Annotated in this window: 14 protein-coding genes; 4 read left to right on the forward strand and 10 right to left on the reverse strand. The window is 65.7% G+C overall.

All coding sequences use genetic code 11. The features are described from left to right. Window positions 1–108 precede the first annotated feature (108 nt). The 8 genes from C3E77_RS12585 to C3E77_RS12620 all read right to left on the reverse strand — a co-directional run bounded on the left by C3E77_RS12585 (window position 109) and on the right by C3E77_RS12620 (window position 7,174). A complete protein-coding gene (locus tag C3E77_RS12585; RefSeq protein WP_108391972.1) occupies window positions 109–459 on the reverse strand; it encodes a nuclear transport factor 2 family protein in 351 nt (116 codons plus the stop codon). Window positions 460–507: 48 nt separating this feature from the next. Further along, complete coding sequence (locus C3E77_RS12590; protein WP_108391974.1) at window positions 508–1,425, reverse strand: SDR family NAD(P)-dependent oxidoreductase; 918 nt, start codon at window positions 1,423–1,425, stop codon at window positions 508–510. After that, on the reverse strand, window positions 1,422–1,733 hold the full coding sequence (locus C3E77_RS12595) for a chorismate mutase (RefSeq protein ID WP_108391976.1): 312 nt from the start codon (window positions 1,731–1,733) through the stop codon (window positions 1,422–1,424). Before C3E77_RS12595 ends, C3E77_RS12590 begins: the two co-directional genes overlap by 4 nt. Window positions 1,734–1,869: 136 nt before the next feature. Beyond that, window positions 1,870–3,270 (reverse strand): FtsX-like permease family protein, encoded by a 1,401-nt coding sequence (locus C3E77_RS12600; RefSeq protein ID WP_108391978.1) that lies wholly within the window; start codon window positions 3,268–3,270, stop codon window positions 1,870–1,872. Continuing rightward, window positions 3,267–4,100: an ABC transporter ATP-binding protein gene (locus tag C3E77_RS12605; RefSeq protein ID WP_108391980.1), complete on the reverse strand. Its 834-nt coding sequence runs from the start codon at window positions 4,098–4,100 to the stop codon at window positions 3,267–3,269. Before C3E77_RS12605 ends, C3E77_RS12600 begins: the two co-directional genes overlap by 4 nt. A gap of 80 nt (window positions 4,101–4,180) precedes the next feature. Next, entirely contained in the window at window positions 4,181–5,137 is a 957-nt protein-coding gene (locus C3E77_RS12610) for a DMT family transporter (RefSeq protein WP_232529023.1), read from the reverse strand. 103 nt (window positions 5,138–5,240) lie between these two features. Next, window positions 5,241–5,888 (reverse strand): response regulator, encoded by a 648-nt coding sequence (locus C3E77_RS12615; protein ID WP_108391984.1) that lies wholly within the window; start codon window positions 5,886–5,888, stop codon window positions 5,241–5,243. Beyond that, window positions 5,885–7,174, reverse strand: a complete 1,290-nt coding sequence (locus C3E77_RS12620) for a sensor histidine kinase (protein ID WP_162925005.1) — start codon at window positions 7,172–7,174, stop codon at window positions 5,885–5,887. The genes C3E77_RS12615 and C3E77_RS12620 overlap by 4 nt, the downstream gene beginning before the upstream one ends. A 116-nt stretch (window positions 7,175–7,290) precedes the next feature. Between C3E77_RS12620 and C3E77_RS12625 the strand changes: the two genes are divergently transcribed. Continuing rightward, window positions 7,291–8,025 carry a GAP family protein gene (locus tag C3E77_RS12625; RefSeq protein WP_108391988.1) on the forward strand — a complete coding sequence of 245 codons (735 nt, stop codon included), beginning with the start codon at window positions 7,291–7,293 and terminating at the stop codon, window positions 8,023–8,025. A gap of 52 nt (window positions 8,026–8,077) precedes the next feature. Here C3E77_RS12625 and C3E77_RS12630 read toward each other — a convergent pair whose 3' ends face one another. Then, a complete protein-coding gene (locus C3E77_RS12630; protein ID WP_108391990.1) occupies window positions 8,078–8,707 on the reverse strand; it encodes a GNAT family N-acetyltransferase in 630 nt (209 codons plus the stop codon). Continuing rightward, window positions 8,704–9,834, reverse strand: coding sequence for a lactonase family protein (locus C3E77_RS12635; protein WP_162925006.1), 1,131 nt, complete (start codon window positions 9,832–9,834; stop codon window positions 8,704–8,706). The genes C3E77_RS12630 and C3E77_RS12635 overlap by 4 nt, the downstream gene beginning before the upstream one ends. Before the next feature lie 38 nt (window positions 9,835–9,872). Here C3E77_RS12635 and C3E77_RS12640 point away from each other — a divergent pair, with 38 nt between their 5' ends. The 3 genes from C3E77_RS12640 to C3E77_RS12650 are packed head-to-tail and all read left to right on the forward strand — an operon-like array spanning window position 9,873 to window position 12,392. After that, the gene (locus C3E77_RS12640) at window positions 9,873–10,481 is read left to right on the forward strand and encodes a maleylpyruvate isomerase N-terminal domain-containing protein (RefSeq protein WP_108391994.1); all 609 of its coding nucleotides are present in this window, start codon (window positions 9,873–9,875) and stop codon (window positions 10,479–10,481) included. Between the two features lie 55 nt (window positions 10,482–10,536). Further along, on the forward strand, window positions 10,537–11,550 hold the full coding sequence (locus C3E77_RS12645; protein WP_108391996.1) for an efflux ABC transporter ATPase subunit, DrrA-related: 1,014 nt from the start codon (window positions 10,537–10,539) through the stop codon (window positions 11,548–11,550). After that, on the forward strand, window positions 11,547–12,392 hold the full coding sequence (locus C3E77_RS12650) for an ABC transporter permease (RefSeq protein WP_108391998.1): 846 nt from the start codon (window positions 11,547–11,549) through the stop codon (window positions 12,390–12,392). Before C3E77_RS12645 ends, C3E77_RS12650 begins: the two co-directional genes overlap by 4 nt. The last annotated feature ends 118 nt before the right edge of the window (window positions 12,393–12,510 follow it).

Consider the following 12,510-nt stretch of genomic DNA (forward strand, 5'->3'; position numbering starts at 1 on the left):
GTTTTCAGGACGGCATCAGCACTATCGTCCTGACAATCGTGCGATTTCCTGTTAACCGGATTCGAAGGGCCCAGTGCTGCGACTCGAATGCCGTGAGCCGGATGCCGGTTACCGGCCCGCGACGACGGTCCCCTGGTGAAACCGCATCACCGGTGCGCCGGTCGAGGTATCCCACAGTGACGAGTGGCGACTGTCGCGCTCGTCTCCCCGAATGAGATAGGTGACGAGAGTGAGCCCGTCGGCCAGGTCGGTGAACTGCCAGTCGTCGACGGGCGGGGTCTCGCTCGATTCCTCGTTCACGAGCGCGCCGAGGATCTCTTCGCGGGTCCACCGCCGACCCGAGCGGCCGATCTCGACGAACTCCGGATGCAGCAGAGCGCGCAGCCGATCGGCGTCGCCGCGCACCGCGGGTGACAGAAGAGCGAGTTCGGCGTCACGAATCGCTGAGTAGGTATCCACGGCACCAGTGTGCCAGTGCTGACACGATCAGGCCCGCACAACAGCTCACTACAGCAGCGGCATCCCCGTGGCGACCTCGGCCTCAGCCCAGATGGCGGAGGCGATGCGCGGGTTCGTCGTCACCTTTGCCGGCCGAGCCACAACCGGCTCGCCCCTGACGAGGAACCGCGGTGCGTAGAACGAACCGCCAACGGCATCCGGATCGATCGCAGCCCGAACGATCGGCCACGCACCGGCCTCCTTGCTCTGGGTGAACGGCGTCTGCAGCGTATCGACAAAGCGATCGAACCTCGACGGCTCGTTCACGCCTGGGACCGTTCGAGTCCGACCCGAGATCGAATAACCGGGGTGAGCGACGAGCGAGCGAGTCGTGCTTCCTCGCGCCCTCAGCCGCCGGTCGAGTTCGAAGGCGAATGAGGTGAGCATGATCTTCGACGTGGCGTACGCGGCCCAGGCCGAATAGCGCCGCTCGAGCTGCAGGTCGTCAGTGTCGAGCCGAACGAGCAGGGTCGCGAGGCTGCCGAGCGAGACCACGCGCGAGCCCGCTGTCCGTTCGAGGGCGGGCATGGCCGCCGCCGTCAGCGCAAACGAACCGAAGAAGTTCGTCCCCGTCACGAGTTCGAGGCCGTCCACGGTCTGCTCGCGGTGCCGCGGGGCATGGATGACCCCCGCGTTGTTCACGAGCACATCGAGCCGCGGCAACTCCGCGAGCCGGGCGCCGGCATCGCGCACGCTCGACAGGTCGGCGACGTCGAGGGGCACAACCGTGAGGTCCGCGGCTGGGACGTGTGCGCGGATCGCCCGCACCGCGGCATCCGCTCGCTCGGCGTTTCGGGTGAGAAGAAGAACGGATGCCCCTGCTCCGGCAAGTTGGTATGCCGTCCAGAACCCGATCCCCGCGTTCGCACCACTGACGGCGACGACCGTGCGCGTTGAATCCGGCAGGTCGGCGGGGTTCCAGGTCATCGCTCGCCGTTCGCGATCTGCTCGTGGTGGTGGATGACCTCGGCGACGACGAAGTTGAACCACTTTTCGGCGAACGCAGGGTCGAGGTGCGCGTCTTCGGCGAGCGCACGGAGCCGGGTGATCTGGCGCTTCTCCCGATCGGGATCCGCGGCGGGGAGGTCGTGCTCGGCCTTGAGCCTGCCGACCTGCTGGGTGGCCTTGAAGCGCTCGGCGAGCATGTGGATGAGAGCGGCATCGATGTTGTCGATGGTGGATCTCAGGCTGAGGAGCTCTGCGGTTGCTTCGGTTGTTGCTTCAGTGTCACCCATGAACTCAATCTATCGTGCAGCCCGGCAGTGCCAGCCTCGTCGGCCCACCCAGCGGCCCGCCCCGCTGTGCCCGCCCGAATTGCCTCCCCGCAGTGCTGCCCCGCGCCGACCCGAACAGCGCGGAGCAACACCGGTCTTAGAGCCGCTCGGGCTGGCTGAGCACCCTCGTGAGCACCGGGCTTGTGGCCTTGAGCGAAAGCCAGACCAGCAGAACGCCACCGATGAGGCAGCCGGCGATCACAAGGAGAGACGCCGGCGCGATCACGATGGTGATCCCGACGAGCGGCAGAACGAGCACAGCGCCGATGAGCGCAGATCCGAAGGCGACGAACCGCAGCGGACCCATGACGGTGCGAGAACGGGAACTCTCGATTACCTCGCGCGGCATCCCGAGCCGGTCGAGGCTGACGTAGAGGTCGCGGCGGTCGAGGACCGTCGCTGCCTGGTTCACGCCGACCGAACAGGCCACCATGAGGAAGCTCATGACGACGGTGATGATGATGCCGGTGCGCACGTCGGCGAGCAGCAGCATCGTGGCGTCGTCGTAGTCCCCGGTGAGCGTATTGACGAAGGCGACCCCGGTGCCGGCAACGACAGCGATGAAGCTCGTCATGGCGACGCCAGACACCTGCCTCCACGCGGCCTTGGGAGATTCCAGGATGCCGCGGGAGGCGATCAGTTGCGCTGCCGTCTTCGCGCGGCGCAGCGACAGCTTCGCGGCGATGCCCAGCGCCCATGGGCCGATGAGGTTCAGCACTCCGATGCCGATCCCGATGCCGGTACCGAGAACGAGGATGGTGAGCGCCATGTCCGCGATCCCGGCCATCGAACTCAGGAGGAGATAGGCGACGAGGATCGCAACGACTCCGATCACGAGGCGCATCCAGTGCATCTTCGGAGCGGACTGGCGGGTGCGAACGCCGAGCGGCGAGATCGTCACCTGGCGGAGTCCGATGGCCGCGCTGATCGCGGCGAGCGCGGCAACGGCGACGACGACGAGTGCGAGAACTCCTGGGCCGACCCAGAGCTCCCCAGCACCGATGGCAGCGCCACCGAACGGGATGAGACCCACAAACGGCATCGCGACCAGGTAGAGGACGATTCCGGCAACGGAACCGAGCACGGCAATCGCCGTTGACTCGAGGACGGTCATCTGCGTCACCACACCCGGCGTCGCGCCGAGCAGTCGGAGCGTGGCAAGGCGGTCATCCCGTCGTCGAGCAGACAACCGCGCCGCGGCGCCACCGAGGGAGGCAAGCGGCACGAGGAGCAGGACAAGCGCGAGCACACTGAGCATCTGGTACACCGCTGCGTCAGCGTTGTCCGCGAGAGTCCAGCGCGAGAACATGAGTCCCCCGCCGAGCACAATCAGCATGAGGGCTGTTGTGACCGCGAAAGCAATGCCGGGCAACACGAGCACGGCAGCGCTCTGTGCGCTCGGTCGTGCGAGCAGCCAGGTCAGGCGGGCGATCGGTGCACGTCCCGAAGAACGAGAGGCGGATGCCGTTGGCGGCGAGAACGCGGTGGTTGCGGTCATGCCGACACCCCGGTCGTTCCTGTCGTCGAGCCAGCCGCACCAGCACCGGGGGCACCGGCGACGACCCCGCTCTCATCCGGGAGCACCCGACCGTCGCGAACCCTGACGATCCGCGAGCAGCGTGCGGCAACAGTCTGATCGTGCGTGACGACGACGAGTGCGTGGCCCTGTCCAACCGTTGATCCGAGCAGGGCGCTCATCACGTCATCGCTCGTTGCCGAATCAAGTGCCCCTGTGGGTTCGTCGGCGAACACGACCGTCGCACCGGTCACCTGTGCACGGGCGATGGCGACGCGCTGCGCCTGCCCGCCGGAGAGTTCGCCGATCCTGCGGGTCTCCATGCCGGCGAGGCCGAGGGCGGCGAGCCAGTGCTGCGCTCGCCCCTCTGCTTCACGCCGCGGGTACCCGGCGAGCATGAGCGGGAGGGCCGTGTTCTCGATGGCGGTGAGCTCCGGGATCAGGAGCCCCTGCTGGAAGACGAAACCGAAAGCCTCGCGACGCAGCTTCGAGCGCTCACGCTCATTCATCGCTGTGACGTCGACGGCTCCACCCGGCGACTGGAATTCGACGCGGCCCGAGTCCGGGGAGGTGATTCCCGCGAGGGTGTGCAGGAGGGTGGTCTTGCCTGATCCTGACGCGCCCATGATGGCCACGGATTCCCCGGCCCTGATCTGGATGTCCACTCCGGCGAGCGCGGTGCTCGGACCGTAGGTCTTCACGAGCGCTGAACCGGACAGGATGGCGGGTGCGGAGAACGAGGTGGTCGGGGGTGTTGCGTACTGGCCGGACGGGTATTGGTTAGTCGGGTGCTGTGGCGTCGAAAAAGTCATGGTTCCAGACTCGCCGCCAGCTGGCATCCGCACATCGTGCCCGAGGTTGACCCACGGTCATCCTCGAGGGTGACCTTGGGTCAGGCGGGCCGGCGGGACAGCCGGATTCGCTTCTGGGTCAGCAGGATGCCGACGAAGACGATGACCGCGCCGAGGGGTTCGTTGAAGCCGAGCGTCTCGGAGAGCAGGAGAACACCGAGGATCACTCCGACAACAGGGGTGATGTATGTGACGCTCGAGGTGGCCGTCGGCCCCCACGCCGCGAGAACATTCATGTTCCAGATATAGACGATGCCCGTTCCGAACGCGCCGAGCGCGGCGAGGCTGAGTACGACCCAGATGTCGAGATCGACGCTCTGCCACGCGATGACGGGGGTGAGCAGGAGCATGATCACCCCGGCGATGCCGATGTACATGAATGCCGCGGTGATCGACGGTACGCGATAGGGAGCAAGGAACTTCTTGAGGTAGCCGAAACTGAAGCCGTAGGAGGCGACGGCGCCGATGCAGGCGAGCTGGCCCTGCCAGTTGCCGATCAGGGCACCGGCCTGCCACGGTGCGACGATGATGACCACACCGAGGATGCCAACGGCTACGCCGAGCACCTGACCGGCGCTGAGCTTCTCGACCCGGAAGAGGAGCGTCGCCATGAGCGCCGTCATGATCGGGGTGACAGCGTTGAGAATCGACGCGAGGCTCGAGGAGATGTATTGCTCGCTCCACGCAAAGAGCGTGTACGGGATGACGCAGTAGGTGATGGCGATCACCGTGAAGTGCAGCCAGATCTTCGGGTTGCGCGGGAGCCTCGCACGGGTGGCCAGCGCGATGATGCCGAGGGTGATCGCGCCGAGCAGGATTCTGGTCCACGCGACCTGGCCGAAGGAGACCCCGGTCAGCGCTACCTTCATGAAGAGGAAACTCGCGCCCCAGACCAGGCCCATGCCGATGAACTGGAGGGTGATTCTGCTGGACGCTTGAGGGCCGGTGGACGGATCCTGCGTTACCGGAACTGAGGCGCTGGGAGAGGTGCGTGACACCCACACAATCTACTCTGGCCGACCCGCGTCGACTGGCGGAAATCCGCCATGGAACTTCGACTTCCTGCCCGGTGTTGGCACTACGTCGCCGGACCGGCTGCTGCTACTCCACCCCAGCCTCCCGCGCCAGGATCGCGGCCTGCATACGGGAGGAGCTGTTGAGTTTTGCGAGGACTCGGGAGACATGGGTCTTTGCTGTCGCCGCTGAGATTGTCAGCGCCTCGGCAATGTCCGCGTTGGACATGCCCCTGCCGAGGCACCTCAACACGTCCTTTTCCCGTTCGGTAAGTTCGTCGAGCCAGGCGGGGGCGGTCGCGGCGCGCGCTGGTGGGACCGCAGCAAAGGCTTCGAGCATTCGTCGGGTGACCTCGGGAGCGAGAACGCCTTCGCCGGCGGCGACCCGGCGCACCGCGTCGATGAGGGCGGCGGCCCCCACGGTCTTCAGAAGGAACCCGGCGGCGCCCGCGCGCAGAGCGCCAAACACATAGTCATCGAGATCAAAGCTCGTGAGAACGAGGACCTCCGCCAGATTTTCGGCCCGCACGGCGCGCGTCGCCTCGATTCCGTCAAGTCCCGGCATCCGGATATCCATGAGGATCACGTCGGGAGTCAGCGCCCGCGCGTTACTCACCGCCGTCGACCCGCTGCCGGCTTCGCCGACAACCGTGATGTCATCGGCCGCCTGAAGGAGCAGCCTGAGACCGGAACGGATGGCGGGGTGATCGTCGGCCAGCAACACCCTGATGCTCATGCCATCGCTCCCGGAAGCGGAAGCGTTGCCGTCACCGTCCACTCGTCACTCCCGTCCGTCCAGCCAGCCTCAAATCGGCCGCCGAGCGCTTCGGCGCGTTCGCGCATTGTGGTCAGCCCCATTCCTCCGCTGTGCGTTGAACTCGCCGGCGATACATCCACGGCAGCCCCGCTGGCCGTTCGGGCTGTACTGGTTGTGCTGGCTCGCTCGGCCCGGTCTGCCCAGTCGCCCCGGTCGGCCCGGGGATTGGTTATCCGCAGCGTGAGGGTCGCCGGCGTCGCGCCGATATCGACGCGCACTGTCGTGCCCTGGGCGTGACGGGCCGCGTTTCCGAGCGCTTCCTGTGCAATCCGGTACGCCGCCTGGTCGACGGCGGCCGGCAGCGTCGGCACGCCGGTGAGGCCGTTCACCGAGACGCTCGTCCCCCTCGACCCAAAAGACTCGGCGAGAGCCCCGAGCTCGGCCAACCGCGGTGGAGAGGTCACGGAGTCCGGCCCCGCTCTCAGGAGAAGCACCATCGACCGCATTTCCCGAAGGGACGCGACGCTGGCCGAACGCACAACCCCGAGTGCTTCCCGTTGAAGAGCATCGTCCCCGCCACCGGTCGACGCGAGCGCCGCTTCCGAGTTGATCGCGATGGCCGAGAGATTGCCCGCGAGCGCATCGTGAAGGTCGCGCGCCATTCGCATCCGTTCCTCGCGAATCGCTTCAGACTCGCGAAGTTCCGTCAGCCTCTGCAGGTCGGCCGCGCGCGCCGAGGCCATTTCGGCGATCTCCTTCTGTTGCCGCACCGAAATTCCCCACCAGAGCGGTGTTCCCAGAATGGCAAAGGCCTGCAGGGCGTTGACGACGGCCGCCTGCACCCCGCCTCCAACGATCACTGTGGCCGTCGCTGCACCGGTGACCGCGACCACCACGGCGATGGCAAGCCGGCGAGGCACTTTCGGAGCGGTGAAGAGTGTGGCCGAGTACATCAGGTCGATGAAGCCGAGAAGCACACCGATGCTCCCGCCCGCCGCAGCATCGGCGACGAAGACCAGGCCGCCGGCCAAGAGGGCAAGAAGCGGATGCCTCCGCTTGACGAGCATGACCGCGCAGATTGCCGTAAGAGAGACCACGTGCCACCACGGGCTTACAGACGTTCCGGGAAACGGGGTCCAGGCTCCGGTGACGCCAACCGCAATGAGGAGCAGACCAACGGCGGCGACGAGGCACGCATCACTGACGTCCCTGGCGCGTTCGGTTCCCCGCACCCTCCCTCGCCAGAATTCGATCAACCAGCTCACGCCGCCATTTCAGCACAGCCTGCACTGCGACGGATCGGCCAAACGATGTACAACCCCGCGCAAAGATCGCCCGGAGCGGCGACGAGGGTTCGGTCTTTGCCCAGGAAGCTGGGTTCATGACGACCACCCTCGCCGTTTCTCTCCTCGTACTCGCACTCGTGGACTCGACAAGTTTCGGAACTCTCCTGATTCCGATCTGGCTGATGCTCGTGCCCGGGCGGCTGAGCGCCACTCGCGTCCTCGTCTTCCTCCTGACCGTCGCCGGCTTTTACTTTGTGGTCGGTCTGCTGCTGAGCGCCGGGCTCGGTGTTGTCCTGTCGGATGCCGCGTGGCTGCAGAATCCCGTCGTCTCGCGGGTTCAGGTGGTGGCGGGCATCGGTCTCGTGATCTGGAGCTTCTTTCTCGGGAAGAAGAAGCTCGCCGAGGATGGCACGCCAGTCCAGGGACGGCTGATGCGCTGGCGGGATCGGGCCATGAATGATGACGGCGGGCGCGGGGCGATCACAAGCCTTATCGCGCTCGCGCTCGGTGCCGCGGTGATCGAGGCCGCGAGCATGCTGCCCTATCTTGCGGCGATCGGGCTTCTTTCGTCGGCCGGGCTCGGCGGCGCCGAGCGAGCGCTCACCCTGGCCGTCTACTGCCTCGTGATGATCGCACCGGCGCTCGTCCTGCTCGCCGGTCGGCTCGGTGCGCGGCGCATCATCGAGCCGCTGCTGAGACGAATCGCACGGTGGATGGAAAAGGCAGGAGGCGAGACGACAGCCTGGATCGTCGGGATCCTTGGTTTCCTCATCGCGAGGGATGCCTTTACCCGCTCCCCCGAGATTCTGGCCTTCCTCGACAACCTCTAGAACCGGAGCGCCCGCTCGGCGCCGTGATGTCGGGTCAGCGCAGCGGTCCCCGTCAGCGCAGTACTACCGGGCCGTCGAAGGCGGCAAGCTTCGATTCGAGACCGGCGCGCACCTCCGGCCACTCCTCCACGATCACCGAAAACACCGCCGTGGTCCGCCAGCTGCCGTCTGCACGGCGCTTGTCACGACGGATGAGACCCTCGAATGTTGCACCGATTTTGGCGATCGCGGCGCGGGACCGTTCGTTGCGCTCATCGGCCTGGATGGTGACCCGGCCGAATCCGTTGTCGAACGCGAGTCCAAGCAACAGCAGCTTGGCTTCGGGGTTCACCGCGGTTCCCCAGACCCGCGGGTCGTAGGCCGTCCAGCCGATTTGGGTGTGTTCGCTCGCCTCGTTGAAGTCGCCGAGGGTCGACGTGCCAACGATGACGCCGTCAGACTCACCGCCGACGAGCCGGATGGTGAACGACTGGTTGCTTCCGAGAGCAAAGTACGACCCGGCGAAGCTCCGGAAGGCGGCGAAGTCTTCCGGCAGTCCGTGTGGTCCGCCGCCATACCCGCCGGCGAAGACCTCCGGGTGTGCGATCGCGGAGAACAGGCCGGGATAGTCGTCTGCGGTCATCGGGTCGAGCCGGATGAACCGCCCGACGAGTGGCGCGGGAGCTGGAATGCGTGCGGTCACAATGCCCTCACCAGGCAGGTCGGCGAGCCCGCTTCGACCGAGCCGAGCAGTTTCGACGGGATGCCACGCGAATCGAGAACGAAGGACGACACCTCGTTCGACAGCTGGTTGGCGACATGCAGGAACCGGCCCGACTCCACGTGGTGCCGTGGACCGACGCCACCGGACTCGACATCCGAAATCGCGCGCACGGTTGAACCGTCGCCGCCGATGGAGAGGGTCGATACCCGGTTGGTGCCGCGAATCGACACGTGCAGTTGTTCCCGTGATGCGGCAACGCTGATCTCAGAGGCACTGTCGCCGTCTTCGAGGGAATCTGCTGTTGCCCGCACGGACGACACGACCCGCCAGGCGCCGTCATCGCCCCGCCCGAGGGTGAAGACCTCGTTGGAATACTCGGTGACGACGTGAACGTGTCCTGACGGGTGAGAGACGAGGTGCCGCGGTCCGACGCCGAACGGCAGGACGACCTCCTGGCTCAGGATGGGGCGGGTGCCGGAGCGACGCCAGATCCGCACTGTGTCGTGGCCGAGGTCCGTCGTTGCGAAGCGGCCATCCGGCAGTACCAGCGACGCGTGTGCGCGGGACGGGCGGTCCACTGCGGCGTCATCGACCGCCTTTCGGAGGGCAAGCTCCGCGAATGGGTCATCGCCGAAGTCGGTGTTCTCCAGCTCGGCGGCACGGGCGGCGAGCGGGTCTCCGTATGGATCGTTGGATGCCGGAGCGACGACGCCCTCTCCGGCGAGCGCGCCATTGGCGGCGAGGGGAAAGAGCAGAACACGGCCGTCGCCGTAGCAGCTCGCGATGAGGGTCGAGCCGTCGGGCGTCACGGTAAGGTGGCACACCGAATCTCCCGCTTCGAGGGGCCGGCCGAGCGGGACGAGTCCGGCCTCACCGCGTCTGGCAAGCGCTTCGACCTGGCCGGAGGCCTCGAGCGCGGCGTAGATCACGGGCAGTGCTGGGTGGTTCGCGAGGAACGACGGGGACTCGACCTGCGAGTGCGACAGCGGCTTGAGTGTGCCCGTTTCTTCCTGCCGAAGTGCGCTGATTCCGTCGCCGGAGCCGCCGGCATCCGCTGTATTTGAACCGAGCCAGAAGAGCGGGGTGGGGTCGTCGAGCTGAGCCATGTCTTTCAGTCTGGCAGCAGTTCGTGCGAGCATGAACCATGGCTACGGCGGAGAAGTTTTCGAGGGCGGCTGATGCGTTTGTCGACGTGGTGCGCGGCATCAAGATCGACCAGTGGGAGACGCTCGGACTCGGCGTCTGGAGCGTCCGATCGCTCGTCGGGCATGCGGCTCGGGCACTCATCACGGTGGGCGACTATCTCGAGCTCGACCCGGCAACGCAGGTCGACATGGAGACCGCCGGCGACTACTACGGGCAGATCTACCTCGTCTACACGAACCCCGAGGCGATCGCGCAGCGCGGTGTACAGGCAGGAATAGCGCTCGGAGATCACCCGATCGACCGGATCCAGTCACTCACGAAGCGCGCGCTCGACCTCATTTCCGCGCAGGATGCCGGTCGGCTGGTGTCGCTCGGCGGCATGGGCATCCCGTTGGATGAGTACCTCAAGACGCGGGTCTTCGAGCTGGTCGTCCACTCCATCGACATCGCGCGGGCAACGGGCCAGGTTGCACACTTCGCTCCTGACCTCATCGAGGAGACGGCGTCTCTCGCCGCCGGGATCGCAGCGAGGAAGGGTGACGGCGAACTCGTGCTGATGGCGCTGACCGGTCGGGAGCAACTGCCCGAGCGGTTCAGCGTGGTGTGAAAACCAGCTGGAATTGGTTCTTTTCCGGGAGAGCCGTGCGGGGTATCGTCGAACGATGAGTTTCATCGAAGCTCGCGAGCTTCGGAAGACATACACCCCCAAGGGAGCCGAGCCGGTCCACGCGCTGGACGGGCTGGACCTCTCTGTGCCACAGGGCACGATCACCGCGATTCTCGGTCCGAATGGTGCCGGGAAGACGACAGCGGTGAAGGTGCTCACGACGCTCATCGTTCCCGACAGCGGTTCAGCGACGATCGGCGGCATCGATGTTGTCGCACGCCCGGAGGCCATCCGTCCGATCATCGGTGTCTCTGGCCAGTACGCCGCGGTCGACGAGAACCTCACCGGATTCGAGAACCTCGATATGGTCGGCCGGCTCTATCACCTCGGCGCGAAGGCCTCCCGTGCGCGAGCGCGGGAACTCATAGAACTGTTCGAGCTTTCCGAGGCACAGAACCGTCCGGTGAAGGGATTCTCCGGAGGAATGCGCCGCCGGATCGACCTTGCCGGTGCGCTCGTGACAAGACCGAGTGTGCTGTTCCTCGACGAACCGACCACCGGTCTCGACCCGCGCAGCCGGCTGGGAATGTGGGACATCATCAGGTCGCTCGTCGACGGCGGTACGACGGTACTTCTCACCACCCAGTACCTCGAGGAGGCCGATCAGCTTGCCGACGACATCAGCGTGATCGACACGGGCAAGGTGATCGCGAAGGGAACGGCCGACGAGCTCAAGGCATCCGTCGGTGGACAGCGGGTAGAACTCAACCTGGTGACAGCAGACGACGTCGTGGACGCCGTTGAGGTCCTCCGTCGCTTCGGCACGGTTGAACCAGCGATATCGAACGATTCCCGCACGGTCACCGTCAGTGTTGAGAGTGGGCCGGAAGCCCTGCAGCTCGTCCTCGGTGAACTCAACGTCAGGAACGTCGCACTCTTTGACGCGGGGATGCGACGACCGACGCTCGACGATGTGTTCCTCCGGCTCACCGGTCACATAGCCACGACAGAGCCGGGCGAGGACCCCGACGAAGCGGATGCCGGCGCTCGGAAGAAGACGTCGGCATGACCGAAACACGCACCCCTGGAGTCGACGTCCCGCATCAGCCGGGAGCGATCGCCGGCTGGCTCAATGACGGCTGGATCACGACGAGGCGCAACCTCATCAAGATCAAGCGGGTGCCGGACATCCTCGTCTTCACGACCCTGCAGCCGATCATGTTCGTCCTTCTCTTCACCTATGTGTATGCGGGAGTGATCGAGATCCCCGGCAGCACATACGCCGACTTCATCATGGCCGGAATCTTTGCGCAGACCGTCGTCTTCGGGTCGACCTACTCGGGTTCGGCGATGGCCCAGGATTTGAAGGACGGCATCATCGACAGGTTCCGCACCCTGCCCATGAGTCCGTCGGCGGTGCTTGTCGGACGGACGAACGGGGACCTGCTGATCAACACAATCTCGATGGTCGTGATGATGGCGACAGGCTTCATTGTCGGCTGGCGGATTCACTCGAGTTTCCTCGAGGCCGTTGCCGCCGTAGCACTCCTTCTCCTCTTCGCCTACGCGCTGTCCTGGGTGATGGCGTATCTCGGCATGACCGTGCGGAGTCCCGAGGTGATCAACAATGTGTCGTTCCTCGTCTTGTTTCCGCTCACCTTCATCTCGAACGCTTTTGTTCCCGCCGAGACTCTTCCCGGCCCGCTCAGGGCGTTTGCGGAATGGAACCCGGTGACATCGCTCGTACAGGCGGCGCGGGAGCTGTTCGGGAATGTTCCACCCGGCACTCCTGTCGGTGACAGCTGGGTGCAGCAGAACCCTGCAATTGCGGTCCTGATCGGGGTTGCCGTGATTCTTCTCATCTTCGTACCGCTGAGCGTGCGGCGGTTCTCGCAGGTCACCTCGCGGTAAGACGGGACACCCCCGGGCGAGGGGTATTGTTCCAATCTTGACGAAGCCCCGCAATCTTGCTGAAAACTTGACGGTGAGCATCCGTCAATCCTGCGTCGAGGTGGTGAGAATCAAACCA

The organism is Mycetocola zhujimingii (genome assembly GCF_003065425.1).
Lineage (GTDB): Bacteria > Actinomycetota > Actinomycetes > Actinomycetales > Microbacteriaceae > Mycetocola_A > Mycetocola_A zhujimingii.